This window comes from Andreesenia angusta, assembly GCF_001855385.1.
GTDB lineage: Bacteria > Bacillota > Clostridia > Tissierellales > Gottschalkiaceae > Andreesenia > Andreesenia angusta.
Genome location: NZ_MKIE01000013.1, coordinates 1 through 17,709 on the forward strand (window position 1 = coordinate 1; position 17,709 = coordinate 17,709).

At 44.9% G+C, this 17,709-nt stretch carries 18 protein-coding genes; 3 read left to right on the plus strand and 15 right to left on the minus strand.

The features are described from left to right. Nucleotides 1-17 precede the first annotated feature (17 nt). Nucleotides 18-104 (plus strand): IS3 family transposase, encoded by an 87-nt coding sequence (locus EUAN_RS13095; RefSeq protein WP_425388419.1) that lies wholly within the window; start codon nucleotides 18-20, stop codon nucleotides 102-104. Between the two features lie 73 nt (nucleotides 105-177). Here the strand turns inward: EUAN_RS13095 and EUAN_RS10640 are convergent, their stop codons facing one another. The 6 genes from EUAN_RS10640 to EUAN_RS10660 form a co-directional block, all read right to left on the minus strand. After that, nucleotides 178-2,967 (minus strand): S-layer homology domain-containing protein, encoded by a 2,790-nt coding sequence (locus tag EUAN_RS10640; protein WP_071064351.1) that lies wholly within the window; start codon nucleotides 2,965-2,967, stop codon nucleotides 178-180. Between the two features lie 14 nt (nucleotides 2,968-2,981). Then, entirely contained in the window at nucleotides 2,982-3,137 is a 156-nt protein-coding gene (locus EUAN_RS12705) for a hypothetical protein (protein ID WP_169817380.1), read from the minus strand. 226 nt (nucleotides 3,138-3,363) lie between these two features. Further along, nucleotides 3,364-4,752, minus strand: coding sequence for a zinc ribbon domain-containing protein (locus EUAN_RS10645; protein ID WP_071064353.1), 1,389 nt, complete (start codon nucleotides 4,750-4,752; stop codon nucleotides 3,364-3,366). 568 nt (nucleotides 4,753-5,320) lie between these two features. Next, complete coding sequence (locus tag EUAN_RS10650; RefSeq protein ID WP_071064355.1) at nucleotides 5,321-5,860, minus strand: hypothetical protein; 540 nt, start codon at nucleotides 5,858-5,860, stop codon at nucleotides 5,321-5,323. Nucleotides 5,861-5,974: 114 nt separating this feature from the next. Next, on the minus strand, nucleotides 5,975-6,508 hold the full coding sequence (locus tag EUAN_RS10655; protein ID WP_071064358.1) for a permease: 534 nt from the start codon (nucleotides 6,506-6,508) through the stop codon (nucleotides 5,975-5,977). Next, nucleotides 6,508-6,984 carry a permease gene (locus tag EUAN_RS10660; protein ID WP_071064360.1) on the minus strand — a complete coding sequence of 159 codons (477 nt, stop codon included), beginning with the start codon at nucleotides 6,982-6,984 and terminating at the stop codon, nucleotides 6,508-6,510. The genes EUAN_RS10655 and EUAN_RS10660 overlap by 1 nt, the downstream gene beginning before the upstream one ends. Nucleotides 6,985-7,099: 115 nt before the next feature. On the opposite strand from EUAN_RS10660, the gene EUAN_RS10665 reads away from it, so the two are divergent. Next, on the plus strand, nucleotides 7,100-7,774 hold the full coding sequence (locus EUAN_RS10665; RefSeq protein WP_071064433.1) for a Crp/Fnr family transcriptional regulator: 675 nt from the start codon (nucleotides 7,100-7,102) through the stop codon (nucleotides 7,772-7,774). Here EUAN_RS10665 and EUAN_RS10670 read toward each other — a convergent pair. The 6 genes from EUAN_RS10670 to EUAN_RS10695 all read right to left on the minus strand — a co-directional run bounded on the left by EUAN_RS10670 (nucleotide 7,769) and on the right by EUAN_RS10695 (nucleotide 11,939). After that, entirely contained in the window at nucleotides 7,769-8,629 is an 861-nt protein-coding gene (locus EUAN_RS10670; RefSeq protein ID WP_071064362.1) for a hypothetical protein, read from the minus strand. The two genes, EUAN_RS10665 and EUAN_RS10670, sit on opposite strands and share 6 nt — an antisense overlap. Nucleotides 8,630-8,637: 8 nt before the next feature. Then, nucleotides 8,638-9,063, minus strand: a complete 426-nt coding sequence (locus tag EUAN_RS10675; protein ID WP_071064363.1) for a YwiB family protein — start codon at nucleotides 9,061-9,063, stop codon at nucleotides 8,638-8,640. Between the two features lie 11 nt (nucleotides 9,064-9,074). Next, entirely contained in the window at nucleotides 9,075-9,881 is an 807-nt protein-coding gene (murI, locus tag EUAN_RS10680; RefSeq protein ID WP_071064365.1) for a glutamate racemase, read from the minus strand. A 53-nt stretch (nucleotides 9,882-9,934) separates the two neighbouring features. Further along, a complete protein-coding gene (locus tag EUAN_RS10685; RefSeq protein ID WP_071064366.1) occupies nucleotides 9,935-10,603 on the minus strand; it encodes a GntR family transcriptional regulator in 669 nt (222 codons plus the stop codon). Nucleotides 10,604-10,622: 19 nt separating this feature from the next. Next, nucleotides 10,623-11,477 (minus strand): 4-(cytidine 5'-diphospho)-2-C-methyl-D-erythritol kinase, encoded by an 855-nt coding sequence (ispE, locus tag EUAN_RS10690; RefSeq protein WP_097678081.1) that lies wholly within the window; start codon nucleotides 11,475-11,477, stop codon nucleotides 10,623-10,625. A gap of 195 nt (nucleotides 11,478-11,672) precedes the next feature. Continuing rightward, entirely contained in the window at nucleotides 11,673-11,939 is a 267-nt protein-coding gene (locus tag EUAN_RS10695; protein WP_245674492.1) for a Veg family protein, read from the minus strand. 230 nt (nucleotides 11,940-12,169) lie between these two features. Between EUAN_RS10695 and EUAN_RS10700 the strand changes: the two genes are divergently transcribed. Beyond that, a complete protein-coding gene (locus EUAN_RS10700) occupies nucleotides 12,170-13,972 on the plus strand; it encodes a methyl-accepting chemotaxis protein (RefSeq protein ID WP_071064370.1) in 1,803 nt (600 codons plus the stop codon). 58 nt (nucleotides 13,973-14,030) lie between these two features. On the opposite strand, the gene EUAN_RS10705 is transcribed toward EUAN_RS10700, so the two are convergent. From EUAN_RS10705 to EUAN_RS10715, 3 genes are all read right to left on the minus strand, one after another. After that, nucleotides 14,031-14,975, minus strand: coding sequence for a magnesium transporter CorA family protein (locus tag EUAN_RS10705; RefSeq protein WP_071064372.1), 945 nt, complete (start codon nucleotides 14,973-14,975; stop codon nucleotides 14,031-14,033). A 224-nt stretch (nucleotides 14,976-15,199) separates the two neighbouring features. Continuing rightward, nucleotides 15,200-15,463 (minus strand): metal-sensing transcriptional repressor, encoded by a 264-nt coding sequence (locus EUAN_RS10710; protein WP_071064375.1) that lies wholly within the window; start codon nucleotides 15,461-15,463, stop codon nucleotides 15,200-15,202. A gap of 12 nt (nucleotides 15,464-15,475) precedes the next feature. Next, nucleotides 15,476-17,629, minus strand: coding sequence for a heavy metal translocating P-type ATPase (locus EUAN_RS10715; RefSeq protein ID WP_245674493.1), 2,154 nt, complete (start codon nucleotides 17,627-17,629; stop codon nucleotides 15,476-15,478). Nucleotides 17,630-17,709: the final 80 nt, after the last annotated feature.

A 17,709-nucleotide genomic window follows, 5' to 3' on the forward strand; every position in this document is an offset into this window, starting at 1 on the left:
AGAAGATCGGGAGTTACATAAAGTTCTACAACGAGAGCAGATATCAAAAAAGATTAAAGTGCCTGACTCCGATTGAATATCGAAATCAAGCACTATTAACCTAATACCATGATGTTTAATTTAATTACCTGTCTACTTGACAAGGATCAGTTCAATTCCTAAGCAGGTTCTTTTTTGCTATCTTACAACCAGTCTCTTTGTTTCAACTACCACATCTCCGACTTTTACAGTCACTATATTTACGCTGTTTTTTGTAAGGTCTGAAGCGCTGATAGTTACTTCTCCATTATTAGAGCCTTCAACAGGTCTAAGTGTCTTCGGATCCTTATCCGGCGCATCGGCCATATTTCTAATTTCTACTGATACTTTATCTATAACTCTTTTTACTTTTATTCCATTTATATCTGTCTGGTAAACTTTTATTGTGGTACTTTCATCCCCTATAAGCTCCGGCAAAAGTCCCTCTACAACCATTTTTTCCACTGATGATTCTGACGGCGCCACTATTTTCATAGTTGCAGCTTTTTCAATCCCCTTGTATGAAAACTTACACTCCAGATTTCCTTCAAATCCAGTTTTCAGCTTTATTTCGAACTCATCGTCTTTCCCCGACACTAAATCCTTGCTCTCTAGCAGTCCATCGCCGGATAATACTTCTATTTCTACATTCTCGTCCGGTACCATATATATCCCGTGCTGGTCTCTTATTCTGACTTTCACAGTATGAGTTCTATCTTCATCCAGCAAACCTACCGCTGAGGACATTTCAGAAGTCCATCCTTCCAACTCTAGTTCTTTTGGCTCAGATTTATCTACTGTTTCAAATTCTCCTGGAAGCATTATATCTGGATAGATTTTTCCGCCTTCACTGAATATAAGCTTGAAGCTTCCTGTTCCGTTTACTACGTGGTTTATCTTGAATATATGATTTTCAGATAGAACTTCACCCTCTAAGCTATTATTTTTATCTCCTACACTTGCGATGTCGTTAGCTGATGAACTCAAGGCTATATTTTGACCGCTTTTCAGCTTGATTTCTCCTATCTCTTCGAACTGATCCTTGGCCATTATATAGATGTAGTTTCTGTCGGAACCCTTAGGCAGCCTCTTTTCGACATTATCCCAATCCGGTCCATCTGCACCCGCAAACGTCCAGTCTACCACACTCACAACTCTTCTGTTTTCCCCTCTGATTCTTATCTTCTCTATTACTATCTTTTCTCCTTTGTCGTTTATATACTCTATATCTACAAACTGGGTTACATTGTGAGTAAGATTCATCTCCTTGTCAGCTGTGAATTCCTCATCTTCTCCGGTCACTTCATCCGTCCTTCTAACTGTAATTTCGCCTCTTACAGAGTCGGTTATATCCCTTCCAGCTTTATTATATGCCTTTAAGGATATAAGTGCATCTTCTCCAGCTGGTAGTTCATGCTTATCTATCTCAACTCTAGCTATTGCGCTACCCTCTTTGTCATCGCTAGGGCTGTAGTCGTATGAATCCTCTGCACCGTTTTCAAGGTCTTTTACAGTGAAAGTGTAGTCGCTTTCGTAGCTTAGTGCCTCTACAGTATTGACCAGTAGTACTCTCTTATCCCCATTTTCATATGATACTCCGGCTAAAGTTATGCCTCCTATTTCCACATTTCCAGCTCCAGAAGGTGTCAGTATCTCAAGCCTTCTGTTTAAGGTCACTCTGTATTTGTAGGCGTCTATCATCTCCACTTTTCTGATTTCTATATCAGTGGACTCTTCTCTGACTTCCACTTTCACTTCAAGGCTCTTCAGAAGCCCTTGCGTGTCCACTACGTTCTGCGGAAGTACTATTGTGCCTGTGGCTGTGTACTTTCCTGGCTTGTCTTTGCTGTAGTTTGGATCCAGCGTCCATCTTATCTGGGCCTCCATCCTCTCTCCGCCTATGACAGTTATACCTATCTTTTCAGGAAGCTGCGAAAGTGCATCCTCTCTAGTTGTGCCATACTCTACAGAGTACTCCTGTTGAGAAAGCGGGCTTATTCTGTTGAGTATCTTCTCTTCGGCCATTTCCTCTCTGCTCTTGTCTACAGTTATCGTAGCACTTACATCTTTAAGTGCTTTCTTGGGGTCTTCTATCCCCTTTGGAATCTCTATTTTTCCATAGATATAGTAGTTTCCAGAAATCTTCTGGTTGTAGTTTGTTCGCTCATAATCCCAGTTTATCTTCAAAAGAATTGTTTTGCCGTTTGTGAGTTTAACTGCCGCTTCTCTAGGTAGCTTTTCAACTGCGGATCCAAGCTCCACATCTTTCTCGACTCTTATGCTCAGGCTCTCCAGAAAGCTGTGCGATTCCACTGTTTCAAGGCTGTCGCCAGTTCCAGGCGTTTCAGGAATACTTTCAGAACCGCTTCCTCCACTTCCATTTTCCGGTTCTTTCCTGCCTTCAATGTTGTAGACAAGCTGGGAAACAGCCCCCCTGTATATCGAGGACTCCAATCCACCGGATATATCCTTCGTAAAACCGTATCTATCGGCTGTATATGAGTACCCGAGTGGATATCCCCCGAACTCCTCAGCTTCAACTTCTTTGCCCACGATTCTGACCATAGCTGCTAGAGCCTCTATGTAGCTGATTTTTTCATCCGGACCAAATTTTCCATCTCCAGTTCCAACCATCCAGCCCTTTTTAACCACTGCCGCTATCTCCTTTGAAGCCCAGCTGTCTTTTGCATCTGCAAAGTCGGCTTTCTTGTCCAGCTTAAGCTTTCTCCATCTAGCCACCGTAACGGCAAACTCAGCCCTGGTTATCGTATTTGCCGGACGGAATGTACCGTCCGAGTATCCCGTAACTATGTCTTTGCTGTAGGTATACTCTATCGCCTTCTTGTATCTAGAATCCCCTATATCCTTAAGCGCTACGGCCCCGTATACCGGCAGAGACCCCATAAATATCGCCGTCGCAAGCGCAAGGCTCGCTATTCTCTTCTTCATAATTACCCCTCCTGTTATCCCATCATGTTTATTCTCTTTACAACCTCTTCCCTGTCGAACCTTTCGTATTCCGGAACGGGAATGAGCACTGTCCTCTCCCAGTCCCCTTTTGTAAAGTAGCTTCTGTAGCTGACCGCTATGCTCTCGCTCTCCTTGTCGAACTCGGCCACTCCGAAGTCCCTCGCCCTGCCTCTGGTTCTAAAAACATGTACAAATGTACTCGTTTATAGATAATTCGCACTTATGCCACATCTATGGCTAAGCCTTGGTTGGGCCAGTTGGTTATCCCACAACCATATTTAAAAACAGTATGATTTAGTCTTTATTCAACCCTCTTTTCAGATAAAATACAAGCTCTGCAGTGCAGGCTACCGGTATTTGTGATTGAATAGCTGACTATTGTCTATCTATTCGTGCTTGGAGTATCTCTTTTACTTTCCTGTAGTCGGTGTGTAGCTTTATTTCGCTGTCGTCTCTTCGCTTCAGTATATTTAAACTTGCATTTATATCGGCATCTATTGTTCCACAGTTGGTACAGTTGAATACTTCTCCACTTCTCGCTCCAAATTCTCCACATTTACTGCATATCTGACTAGTATAGGCCGGGTTTATATAAGTGTACTTTATGCTGTTGTATTCGCATTTAAATTCAAGCCTGGCTTTTATATATCCCTTTATCCATCTGGAGAGCTTACGCTTTACCGACTTTGGAAATCTGTCGTTCCAGCTTGCAAAGCTCAGGTCTTCCATGACTATTTCTCCTGGCTCTTCATTTTTTATCAAGCCGTTTATGGAGTGGTTTATATATGACTTCACCCTCTGGTCATGTTTAGCTTTTTTACGATTGTATTTTATTTTCCCTAAGTTGTTCAGCTCTATGTTCTGTGCTGCTGCATAGTTCCCTTCGCTCAGATACCTGTTTTTAAGTGCATAGAATCTGTTTCTTGCACTGTTCACCTCTTTCAGCCTCTCTGTCTCTTCGCTCAGATAGTTGTTCAAGTTTTCTCCATAGGTTGTCTTACCTGAAACAGCAAACAGTGTCCTGTAGCCCTTGTCTATCCCTATTATGTTCTGATAGCCATGCTTCTTTTTCGCTATCTTCAAAGGGCAGTGCAGTTCTATTCTGTTGTCCTTGAACTTCACAGTCATAGTTCTGTCGTAGATGTTTCGGTCTTTAAGTTTTACAGTTACTCGCTTTCCCTTTTTAGTGGAGCTTATCCTTATTTGACCGTCACCGTACGAGTAGAGTCCAGTGTCTATAGAGAAAGTGTCTGTGTTGGAATACGGCACTTTTCCTTTGTACTTTCTGGTCAGCCTTCTTATAAGGCTGTTCAGGTATCCTGTGTCTAATCTATACAGTTTTATTGCTTCTGGAATTTGAATGCTTTTGTTTTGAAGTATCCGCTGATACAGTTCATCGGCCTTCAGTATATACCTTATATAATGCAGTTCCTGTTTTGACAGCTTTTTGTTCTTGTTTACAGCGCTCTTTACTCTCAGCTTTATATTGCTCCAGCTGCTCTTTATATTCGATACGGCTTCCGAAAGGGCCAGCTTCCAGTACCTTGCTGGAAGCTTCCATTGCTCTGCGAACTTGGTCTTCACCCATTCGTCTCTGATATCCCTATCTCTTTTGATCAGGACTATACTGTTTATTCCGCTGTATCTGGAGTAGACGTAGTTTTTTACACACCTGTATCTCTCTCCTATAAGTTTAAGTTCCTTAAGCGCATTATTGTCCAAGCTGTATGAGTGCTGTTTCACAGTCTTGACTACAGTTTCCAACTCTCTCACCTCTTCTGTTAACACCATTCTATAACAAAACGGTGTACAGAACAAGTGTTCTGTCTCTTTTCATCATATTGTTTTTAAATACGGTTGTCCTGAATTATCCAGTACTTTGTACATGTCTTTAGATTGTTCATACAGAGCCGCTACGCCCCGTACAGTTCTCTTATGAACTTCTTATGCTTTCACATAAGCACAGACTATATCACCACCCATAAGGGTGCTCCCCATTTCCCCTGTCAATAGCTTACAGGGTACGAGATTCCTCTCTAGTCGTTGAACGTTCCCCTCTTCGGGGCTTCGCTGCTGATTACCCATTGTCTCAGTGTTTAGGATTTAACCCTGCACCATCCAGTTGATTTTTTCTGCTTTCGGCACTTTCACGCTTGAGCTTTTTTCATCTCTACGTTGTAGTTCAACTGGCTTTAGGGACTTCCAGCAATTAAAGGAGTTTTGGGTAGACAACATCTACCACTCTGCACTCTTTACGAATGCAGGGAGCTGTTTTCATAAAACATTTATACCTTTTTACACTCTTGTGTATGTTTTTCTATGTTTTATGCAACTATTTGTTGCTCCAGCAGACGACGTCTCCGTTTATAACGGCCCCGTCCCTTGTCACAATTACATAGGCCTTGTCCTCTATGTACTTTAGGTGCCTGTAGTTGATATATATACCCATTCCACCCAAGAGCACCACCGCTCCGTAGATTCCAAGCACAACCAGCTTTTCCTCAAGCAGTATAAGCATAGGTATAAATATTATCGTCCCGAGTATCAATATCATTATCATCATTCCCATGCTGGCAGTTCTCATGTCCTGCTTTTCCTCGGCCAGCTTCCGCCTCCAGGTGCTCGAGTCGTACACCCACTTTGCCAGCACTGTGTTTTCAGCCATGGCCTCTTCCATTATCCTGGACTTCTCCCTGAATAGAAGTACCCCTGAAATCCATGCAGAGAGCGCTACGAATATCCCAAGCAGCACAAGCGCACCGCCTCCGTCGTACATCTCTATCCCCACAAACTCCGGAATCAAACTTATGAACACCCCTAGAAGCGCTATTCCGTATGTAATCCATAGATTTCTCTTTTGCGTATTTTTCATCGTCTTCACCTCACTCTTATCGTTTTCTCTTTTTTCGATTATACCACAGAAATTCGCCTCTAATTAGAAAAAGCCCACCGACAATTGTGCCAGTGGGCTTTTCAGCAGTTTCCCTTAATCCAGCTCCACGCTCTGGTAGAGCTCCTCTATCTCGTTCTTGGACATCAGCCTCTCTGTAACTATGGCTATTATCGCTATTACAGGAAGGTTCAAAAGAAACCTCGTTATGGTGAACTTCGTCCCGAGCGCCGATGCCTCAAACAGCAGCAGTGGTATCTTAGTGGTGGACCATGCCCCTATAAACACAAGCACGTTTGAGATTTTGGACCGCTTTGCAAGCAGCACCTTCGCAACAGGAAAAGCCGCATAGAGCGGGCCTGCCGCCGCCGACCCTATAAAGAATCCCAGCAGAACCCCTTTTATTCCGGAGCCTTCTCCCATGTACTTGACCATGGTCTCCTTCTCCACCCATACGTCTAGGAGGCCTAAGAGTATGAATATAGGCGGAACTACCATCAAGAGCTCTTTCAAGTTTCTCCCCACTATGTTGAATGACTCTTTTCCAAGCTCAGGCGATGCAAATACTAGAATTACATTGACTACAAATAATCCTAAAAATATCTTATACTTCTTTATATACTCATTCATTACAACAGCACCCCCATAAGTATCGCTACCACAAACGAAAGCACAAAGGCCATTGAGTTCCTTATAGTGGTTATCTTCTTGCCGAAAGTCCTGGCCTCCATAGGTATTGTGACTATTCCGACCATCATAAGCGTAGATACAAAAGTGGCTATTTGCACAGTTCCAGCTCCATTCTGAAGAAGCGCCGCGGCCAGCGGAAAGGCCACAAAGGCCGGTATAAGCGTGATGGAGCCTATAAGTCCCGCTATTATCATCCCGAGCGCTCCCGACTCCCCTCCTATTATCTTGGAAATCAGCTCTGGGTCAAGCCAAGATAGTATAAGCCCTATTATCATTATGATCGACAGAAGCTGTGGCATCATGGCCTCGAAAGACTTCCAAGCCTTTTTAAGCGCCTGCTTCGTCTTTTTCTTACTCTTTACAGCGGATATGATTACAAGTGTTATTGCAAGCGCATAAAGTATTTTAGTAAACATAATCTTCGTCTCCTTTCTTGATCTTATGAGACTATTATATGCTAAAATATACTCAATATATGTAACCGCTGTTACAAAGCTGTTGTTTTTAAATTTTGGAGGTGTTTTTTTGGATATGCATTATGTAGTAGATGTACTTTCAGGCAATGCGCTTTTTAAGGGAATCGATCCTGCTAGAATTGAATATCTGATTTCACTTTGCAGATACAATATGCTCAGTCTCTCAGCCGACACTATAATATCCTCTGAAAACGAGCCCTGCAAGAGCATGGGCTTTGTGCTGGATGGGAAAGTGTCTAACTGCAAGACAAGCCCTTCTGGCAGCAATGTAGTTGTAAAGACTATGGTCAAGGGCGAGTATTTCGCAGAGGCGCTTGTGTTCTCGTCTTCTGGGGAATGCCCGTCCACCATAGTGGCTGAGAAAAACAGCACCGTGCTTATGATCTCGGCCAAGGATGTGCTGATCATATGCGAGGAGGAGCCTGTGTTTTTAAGGAACTTGCTGGTAAGCCTTTCAGACAAGGTCTTTATGCTAAACAAGAAGATAAGGCTGCTCTCTTATCCGTCTGTAAGGCAGAGGCTGGCCAGCTTCCTTTTAGACGAAATGCACAAGCACCACTCTTCCAAGCTCACCCTCGACAAGACAAGAGAGGAGCTTTCCGAGTATATAGGAGTGGCCCGCCCTTCAGTGTCCAGAGAGCTCTCTAAGATGGCTGAAGACGGGCTTATCTCGGTTTCAAGGAGGTCCATAGAGATACTGGACGCAGAAGCGCTTAGCAGCATTCTATAGCTTTATCTTTAGCGCCCTTGCAACCTTCGGGACGAATGTCTCTCTTGTGATCTCCAAGCTGTAGAAGCTCTCCAGATACTCCTCTATCCAGGCGTAGTACTTAAACGGGTCTCTGAATCTTATGGCCTCGTCAATTGCCACTTTAAGCTTCAGTTTCTGAAGCATAAGCCTCCAAATTCCCGACTTTTTTAAGTCCAGTTTTTCAGTTGAGACTATACCCTGTGCTTCAAGTATCTGCTCCACGCTCTCAAGCCTGTAGTCTATGTAGCTCCACCTGAAGTGCGGGTTTTTCATGTCGTTTGAAAGCTTTATGCCTGACAGCGTTATGTCGGCCTTGTTGCTTCTAGAGATTCCGGCTATATCCAGTATCTCCTCCGGCAGACCGTCTGCATCTTCCATATCTCCAAGGCGCACGTCCTCTCCGTCTGGACCGAATTTAATCATCACTCCCCTGAGAGCGCATATAGTCTCCATGGCCTTTCTATAGCTTGCAACCCTCGCCTCAGACGCTGAAATGGGATTCAGGAAGAGCTTTCCGCCCGTCTTCTCGCATATATCAAGCCCTCTGTTTTCAAATAGATTCAAAAAAATGCTCTCCCACTCTCTATTCATGGTCATATTCAGATGTCCGGCTTCGCTCGTCTCAACTCGCTCAAGCATAAGCAGCTCAGCTGAAATTTCGCTTGCAAGCTGTTCCGCCGTCTCTCCCGAGTCTCTGTACTTCATGGCTATATTGCTTGAGAGGTCCAACTCTGATCCGTCTTTCCACTCAAGCTCTATGCGCCTGTTCTCTCTTAGGACTCTCTCTATTTCGTCTGTAAAAAGTTTCTCTACTTCATCTATAGTCTTAAACATGTTTTCTCCTAAATTATCTCTATTTTAAGCTTGTTCTCTGTGGAAGAGTCGCTGTCCACCATGGTAAGCGTGTACGAGATATCCACAGTGCTCCCCACTATCTCTTCTCTTATCTCCACTTCGAGCGAATCTGTAGCTATCTCCATCTTGAATATGCCGTAAGGCGTTCTGTAGTCTAGCACATGGTTCTGCTCTTTGCAGAACACCATGTCGGAGCTGCTCTGCCCTGTGCGCTTCATCTGTACTCTGTCTTTTTCCAGCCTAAGCCTTGTCTTGGAGTTCTCCATGCCTGAGATCTCCGACTCGTCATAGGTTATATAGTCGGCGCCGTCTTTCCTGTAGAGCTTGCCCTCTGTGACAAGCTCTATTGTGTTCTTCTCGCCTTCTTCATCTCTCTGCGTTCCGATTATCCTTAGCTTTATCTCGCTTTTCACTGACTCCACCTCTAAAGTTTTTCTATTTCGACTTTCTGTATCGAGATTATGTTCTTGTTGAGTATGTTTCCGCCTATTCGTCTGAACTTCTCCGGGTCGTCGCTTACGAAGAAGTGATGCTTCGGCTTTTCGTTTCTGCTCGCCAAGAGCTTTCTCTCTGTGAGTATCTCCTTGACTTCCCTGGCAGTCTCGTAGGCCGGGTTTATAAGCTTGACGTCAGGGCCTAGCACCTTGCTCAGCGTATATCTGAGTATAGGGTAGTGTGTGCATCCGAGCACAAGCGTGTCTATGTCGTGCTCCACCATGTCTATGAGGTATTTTTCCGAGGTAAGCCTGGCTATCTCGGTGTCCTCCCAGCCGTCCTCCACTATCTGCACAAATAGCGGGCAGTCCTGCCCTATGACTTCGCTTGAAGGGTTCAGCCTTCTTATCACTTTCTGGTACGCTTCGCTGTTTATGGTCCCCGTAGTCCCTATGACGCCTATCTTGTCGTTCTGCGTCTCTTTTACTGCGGCCTTGGCCCCCGGCTCTATTACACCTATTATAGGCACGTCAAACTCCTCTAATGCAGGCGCAAGCGCCACCGCACTAGCTGTATTGCAGGCTATCACTATAGCCTTTATGTCCTTGCTCAGCAGGAATTTTATGCACTGGAAAGAATACTTGAGCACTGCCTCTTTCGACTTCGTTCCGTAAGGTATCCTCCCTGTGTCTCCAAAGTAGATTATATCCTCATCTGGAAGCTGCTCTACAAGCTCCTTCAGCACAGTGAGCCCGCCTATTCCAGAGTCGAATATTCCTATAGGTCTGTTGTCCATCTCTACCACCCTTTGTCGTAAATTAAGAAAACAGAGATTTCTCTCTGCTTTCTCTACTTCTCCTGATCTATAAAAAAGTTTCTTATATTGTATATGTGGAACTCTGCAGATTCTTGGGCTTTGGCTGTGTCTTGGTCTCTCAGGTATCCCAGTATCTCTTCGTGCTCCTCTATGAGCTTTTTCGCGTTCTCTTCGTACTCTGTGAAGTATATCACCCTGAAACGATGAACTTGGTCTCTAAGCCCCTCCACTATATTTGTAAGCTTGTCGTTTTTCGAAGCTTTCAGCAGTATGTCGTGGAAGGCTGCGTCGCTCTTTATCATGCCTTCAGTGTCTTTATCCTGTACGCACTTTATAAGCTCTCTCGTCGTGTCCTCTAGAAGCTCTATGTCTAGCGGCTCTCTTCTTTCAGCCCCTAGCGACGCTGCCAGCCCTTCAAGCGAAGCTCTGACTTCAAGCACGTCTATGACGTCTTTGAGGGATACGTCTGCTACATAGGCCCCTTTTCTAGGCACCATCACCAGCAGCCCTTCAAGCTCCAGCTTTCTTATGGCCTCTCTGACTGGAGTCCTACTTACTCCAAGCTGCTCCGCCAGCTGAACCTCCATAACTCTCTCTCCAGGAGTGAGCTTTCCCTCTAATATGGCCTCTCTAAGCGTCTCGAAAACTATGTCTCTAAGCGGCTTGTGAGAATCCATCTGTATCATTCCTAAGTCTTTCATTTTCGAATATCTCCTCCAACTAAATCGTTTTTGTCTTTATCGTAAGCTTGACTTTTTTATCCAATTTAGCCTTAGCCTCGTCCAGTTCTTTCTCTGTTTTAAAGATTCCAAATACAGTCGGACCACTTCCACTCATAAGAGCACCTAGCGCTCCCGAAATCACCATCTCCCGCTTTATATCCTCTATTACGGGGTACATCGGTATCGTGACAGTCTCCAGCACGTTCACCATATTCTGAGCCACATGCTCCAAATCGTCCTCCGAGATGGCCTGCATAAGCCTTTCTGTATCTGGTCTTTTATTAAGACCTTCCAAGTTTAAGTTTTGATATATTCGGGCTGTAGAAACCTGTATTTCCGGATTTGCGAGCAGTATATGCTTCCCGCCAAAACCATTAAGCCTCTTCAGCTTCTCTCCTATTCCCTCTGCAAGGGCAGTTCCTCCGTATATACAGTAGGGTATGTCTGCACCTATAGGCTTTCCAATCTCCATAAGCTCAGCCTCCGAAAGTCCCAGGCCCCAGAGCTCATTCAGCCCTTTTAGAGTCGCCGCGGCATCTGTGCTTCCGCCTGCGAGCCCTGCCGATACAGGTATGTGCTTCTCTATCCTGATCTTCACCCCGGAATTCAATCCGTGTTTCTTCTTAAGCGAATCTGCCACTTTGTAGACTATATTGCGCTCGTCTGTCGGAATCTCCAGAGAGTCTGACTCTATCACTATCTTGTCTTCTTCTATCTCCTCGATCTGCAGCGTGTCCTTCAGATCTATCTGCTGCATTATCATTCTGAGGTCGTGGTATCCGTCCTCTCTTCTCCTCAAGACGTCAAGAGAAAGGTTTATTTTGCCGTATGCATCTAGTTTTATGCTCTTCATTCTTCTCTCCCATAATACTGTATATTGTAGAAAGTACCTTTTGAAGTACAATCACCCCTCTATAGTATAATACATTTTCTATTTTTTTAAAGTATTTTTTATAGCTATATATTAGACTAGCTTCCCGAAGCGTACAACAAAAGCCCCAGGTAAAGTATAATTTACCTGGGGCTTTTGCTTCCTATCTGCTAAACTCTAGTCCACGAGCGATATGTCTTCGACTTCTCTGTCCATCAGAGTTATCTGAACAGTCTCTGTCAGTATATCAGAGTAGCTATAAGAAACCATTCTAGACGTGTTGTAGCCACCGTTTATCTTGACCACAAACACACTAGGGTAAACTCCCTCTATTACACCGTCTCTTTCGACTATCTTTTTTCTTCCCTTGTTAGCTCTTAGCTTGATTTTGCGTCCTACATAGTTCTCTACACTTGCTCTTATCTTATCTAATGATTTAGACAAAGCCTTCACCTCTTTCCACATATGACACTCATTTATTCTAACATTTCATTCTGTTTTTGTCAAGTTTTTAACTTTTAATTTTACTATATGTCTTATTGCCTGTCAATCTCTCTTTTCTATGTTTTTTTACAAAAATTTTATATGTATTATTTGGAACTTGGGGTATAATTACTCTAGATTGAATTTTATCGGACATATGCTTATATGTCCTGTTGAAAGGGAGTGTTGTTTTGAAAGGTACTGTTGTTTCAGCTTGGGTAAAGACGAGCAGAAAAGTTTTCGGAGACAGCGTGGCTGAAGCCGGACTTCAGACTATGGGTTTCCCAAGCGATAAATTATTTACACCTACTGAGGAAGTCGACGATTCCAAGGTAAGGTCTTTTATTTCTTTCCTGGCTAGCAAGTCCGGAAAATCTGAAAGCGAGATATGGAAGCTGATAGGTATGGACAATATAATCACCTTCGCCAAAGACTACCCCGCTTTCTTCAAGCAGGACAATCTATACTCTTTCCTGAGATCCATGTATGACGTGCACGTGGTAATAGCGAGCAGAATAAAGGGAGCCAAGCCTCCTCTAGTTTCCATAAAGCCGATAAGCGACTATGTGGCGCAGATGAGCTACGAGTCCCAGCGTGGGATGTTCGACTACTTCCACGGAATGCTTCAGGGAGCCGCCAAACACTTTGGAGAGAACATAAAGGTGGACACAGTTGAAAAGACTTCTACCAAGACAGTCATAAACATAAAGTTCGAAGACAAGATACTCTACAGAAAATCGTACAAGCTGAACAAGCTGGCGTCTCTTGGGTTTATAAGAGATATAGGGATTAAGTCAGGAGTATTGAACCTTCTGCTGGCTGGACTGCCTTCAGCCATAGTCTTTGGTCTGTTTGGAGCCGTTCCCGGGATAATAACTGTCCTTTTACTTAGCTTTATAGTTCCTTCTGTAGCTGTAAAAAGCCTTATGGCCCCTCTTTCCCTTATAAGAAAGCAGATTCTAGACCTAAAGGAGAGAGTCTACTCGGGAGACGTCGTGATATCTTCAAACGACGAGCTAGAGGAGATGAACGAGATACTAGGAGAGTACAAGTCGTCTATAAAGACTGACTTTGTGGGATTCAAAGGCCTTACAGACGAGCTGAACTCGTTTACCGACACTTTCAGGGAGATCTCCGACAATATGGAGCATATATCTAGGGACATCTCGAACGTGGTTGAAGAAGTTGCGCATGTGGCCGTAAGCCAGGCTCAAGAGACAGAAGAATCTGCATTCCTCCTACATAGGAACATAGACACTTTGAACTCCATAGTTGAGAAGGAAAACCAGAGCAAAGACGAGCTGGAGTCTTCTGTAGATATGCTCCAGAGCGGATATTCCGACCTTCGTGGCGCTTCTGAAAGCCTCGAGCAGATGCTGCTTGACTTCAAGAAAGTAAACGAAGACAGTGTCATCCTTAAAGAGCAGGCCAGAGGTGTCACTCAGATTGTGGACACCGTAGAGGTCATAGCCGAGCAGACAAACCTGCTGGCGCTGAACGCCGCCATAGAAGCTTCCCGTGCCGGCGAGTACGGCCGCGGATTCTCTGTAGTTGCTGAGGAGATAAGAGCCCTTGCAGAAGAGTCTAAAGAGGCTGTGAAGAACATAAACATCGGACTTAAGACTTTCGTAAGAGAGATCGACTCTGTTGTGTCCCAGGTAGAGCAACAGTACAACGTGCTGACTGTGCAAAACGAGAAACTCTCTGGAGTTGCGGACGGAAACCAACGAAGTGTGGAGGGCATACAAAAGGTGTCCGAGGCCATTATAGAGATGATAGAAGACCTCACTACAGAGACAGAGTCTATAAACAAGCTAAGCCAGAGCATAGAGTCGCTTGCCTCCATAGCCGAGGAAAACTCTGCTTCTTCAGAGGAAGTCAGCTCTAGCGTAAGCACTTTCACTGGCGAGCTTGAGAACATGATGTCTAATATAAACGAGTTCAAGAGAGTCGCCGAAACCTTCAGAGGTGACCTGGACCAGTACCATATGTAGTGTTAGAAAAATCAGAAAGCTCCGAGGAAATATTTCCTCGGAGCTTTTATTTTTGTATTTAAAAAGGGTTGTTTTTACCAAGCCCCACTGTAACTCCAACCACCAGCACTATGGATATCCCCGCTATTATGAGGTATGCATATGGGTTGTCTTGAAGCGGAAGCTCTATGTTCATGCCGTAGAAGCTTGTGATTATATTCGGGATTGATATTCCAAGCGTTATTATGGCAAGGAATTTCATAACGGTGTTCTGGTTGTTGGATATTACAGAAGCGTAAGTGTCCATCGTTCCACTCAGAATCCTACTGTATATATTGGTCATCTCTATGGCCTGCTTGCCCTCTATTATTACGTCTTCCAAGAGGTCCTGGTCCTCAGGGTACTTCCTTATGCTCTCTGTCTTCAAGAGCTTCTCCAGAGCCATTTCATTGGCCTTCAGGGAAGTCGAGAAGTAGATAAGGCTGTTCTCCAGGTCGAAAAGCTGTATAAGTTCCTTGTTTCTAGTGGATTTGTGGAGTTGCCTTTGGATTCTTGAACTCCTTCTATCTATCTGTTTAAGGTAGGCTAAGTATTTAGCGGCCATTCTGTACAGTATTTGAAGCAGAAATCTGTTCTTCTTGAATGTGAAAAAAGACTTTATCCTGTTCTCTTCAAATAGCTTGAGTATGTTTGTCTCTTCGCTGCAAGTTGTTACTATATAATCGTCGGATATTATTATTCCGAGCGGTATCGTCGTGAAATAGCTGTTTTGCCCTTCCTGCTCGCTCTCCTCCAGTATAGGTATGTCCACTATTATGAGCATAAAGTCGTCCTCTATCTCCATCCTGGGGCTCTCTTCAACGTCTAGAGGGGCCACTATCGCCTCTCGCTCTATACCGAGTTTCTCGCTTACTTCATCTATCTCTTCTTTTGTCGGGTTGACCAAGTTTATCCATGAGCCTTTCTCAAAGCTTTCGAGAGTCTCAAGCTCTCTCTCCATAGTAGATCTGAAAATTTTCATCATATAGTTTCCTCCTATCTTTTACATCCGATATAGAATCTATATGATAAATCTACATCAGATGCTTCTCGTCTGACTCGTGTCGTTTTCCATCTCTCTCTCTACCTTTCTCTTTAGAAATTTCACTTTCTTAAACAAAAGCGAACTGTCTCAACTTATATGATATATTAAACGCAATCATATTTCAAGTTTCTATATATGCAAAAAGACGCCCCGAGGGGCGCCTTCTACTTTAAATATACGTCTAATATGTCAATGACCTCGTCTATCTTCTCTTCGCCTTTTCCTTCCTCTATGGCGTCCTTCACACAATGCCTTATATGTTGCTCGAGTATCCTGTTGTTGGCCTTCTTGAGCAGAGCCATGGCCGAGAGTATCTGCTTGGAGATATCTACGCAGTATCTATCTTCCTCTATCATCCTGACTATCCCGTCTACCTGACCCCTTGCCGTCTTGAGCAGGTTCACGGCCTTCTTCTTGTCCTCGTTCATATATACCATCCTCTAAAGTTCGTATTTTTTAAGCCTAAGCGAGTTCGCAAGAACCGATACAGAGCTGAAAGCCATGGCGGCCCCCGCTATCATCGGATTCAGGAATCCAAGTGCTGCCACCGGTATTCCAAGGGTGTTGTATATAAAGGCCCAGAAGAGGTTCTGCCTCACTGTCTTCATAGTCTTCTTGCTGAGCGATATGGCCTTCGGGATATCCCTTAAGTCTCCCTTTATAAGCGTGATGTCTCCAGCTTCTATAGCTATGTCTGTGCCTGTCCCTATCGCAAATCCCACATTAGCGCTTGCAAGCGCAGGAGCGTCGTTTATACCGTCTCCTACCATGCCCACATGTTTCCCTTCGGCTTTCAACTTCTCCACTTCTTCGGCCTTGTGCTCTGGGAGCACTTCTGCAAGCACGTTTTCTACTCCTACTTGCGCAGCTATCGCCTGAGCTGTTCTCTCATTGTCTCCTGTAATCATATATACCGCTATTCCCATATCCTTCAGCTTTGCAATGGCCTCAGCCGAGTGTTCTTTGACCGTGTCTGCCACTGCGACCACTCCTGAAAGCACTCCATCCACGGCGACTATCATGGCGGTTTTCCCGCTGCGTTCATACTCCTCCATCATGCTGTAGACCTCGCCTGCGGCGATTTTCCTGTCCGACATAAGGGCCCTGTTTCCAACCAGCACTTCCTGCCCAGAGATAGTTGCCGCTATTCCTTTTCCTGTTATGCTGTCAAAGCTCTCAACATCGAGCAGCTCTATTCCTCTTTGAACCGCTCCTTTCACTATGGCCTCTCCAAGCGGATGCTCTGATGCGTTTTCCGCAGAAGCTACTAGCTGGAGCAGCTTGCTTTCCTCTATTCCAACCGCCTGAACATCCGTAAGCTCAGGCATTCCCTTTGTGATGGTGCCTGTCTTGTCTAGCACTATTGCGTCTAGCTTGTGGGCTTCTTCAAGGTGCTCTCCGCCTTTTATCAGTATGCCGTTCTCGGCTCCTCTGCCTGTGCCGACCATTATGGCAGTAGGGGTTGCAAGCCCCAGTGCGCAAGGGCAGGCTATTACAAGCACAGCCACCGCCGGTATAAGCGAGCTGTTCATATCTCTTGTGATGGCGAACCAGACTACGAAAGTCACAAGCGCTATTCCCATTACTGTAGGCACAAAAATTCCAGATATTCTGTCTGCCAGCCTCTGCACCGGAGCCTTGGACTCCTGCGCCTCTTCCACAAGTCTTATTATCTGCGAGATGGCAGTGTCTTTTCCTATCTTCTCTGCCACAAACACTATTCTTCCGTTCTTGTTTATAGTTCCGCCTATAACCCCGTCACCTTCCACTTTTCCAACAGGCATGCTCTCTCCTGTCAGCATGGATTCGTCCACAGAGGAGTTCCCTTCAACCACCTTGCCGTCTACAGATATCTTCTCTCCAGGCCTTACGACTATCCTGTCCCCTATCACGACTTCGTCTATGTCTAGCTCGAGCTCGGCTCCGTCTCGAATCACCCTTGCAGTCTTGGCCTTAAGCCCCATAAGCTTCTTTATGGCCTCCGAAGTCCTGCCTTTGGCTATAGTCTCCAGCAGCTTTCCGAGCAGTATAAGCGTTATTATCATGGCCGAAGCCTCAAAGTAGTACACAGGTATGTCCACTATCACGTGGTATAAACTGTAAAAATACGCCGCCGAAGTCCCCATGGCTATAAGGGCGTCCATATTTGCGCCTCCACCCTTTATGGAGTGGTAGGCCCCTCTGTAGAACCTCTGTCCTATTGCAAACTGCACCGGCGTTGCAAGCGCAAGCTGGAAGTACCCGTTGCTGAGTATGGTGTGGATGCCCGCCATATGGAAGAACATGGCCAGAAACAGTGGAAGTGTAAGCGCTGCCGATATAGCCAGCTGCCATTTAAGCGTCTTGACTTCCTTCTCCCTCTTCTCTTTCTCGAAATCCCTGCCCTCTTCTTCTTCAAAGGCCTTGAACCCAAGCTCCTCTATCTGCGCTATAAGCGTCTGGGCCGTCTCTCTTTCGTCATGCTCCACTATGGCCTTAGAGGTAGTTAGATTCACTACAGCCCGCTGTATGCTGTCTTTTTCCGAAAGCACCCGCTCTATCCTAGAAGAGCAAGCCGAGCAGTTCATCCCCTCTATGTTTAGTTTTGTCTTCAAATCCACCATCTCCTTTCATATCCCACCCCCAGGGGGGTGTGCTTATATCTATATAGTACAGTATATACCCTATAATTTCA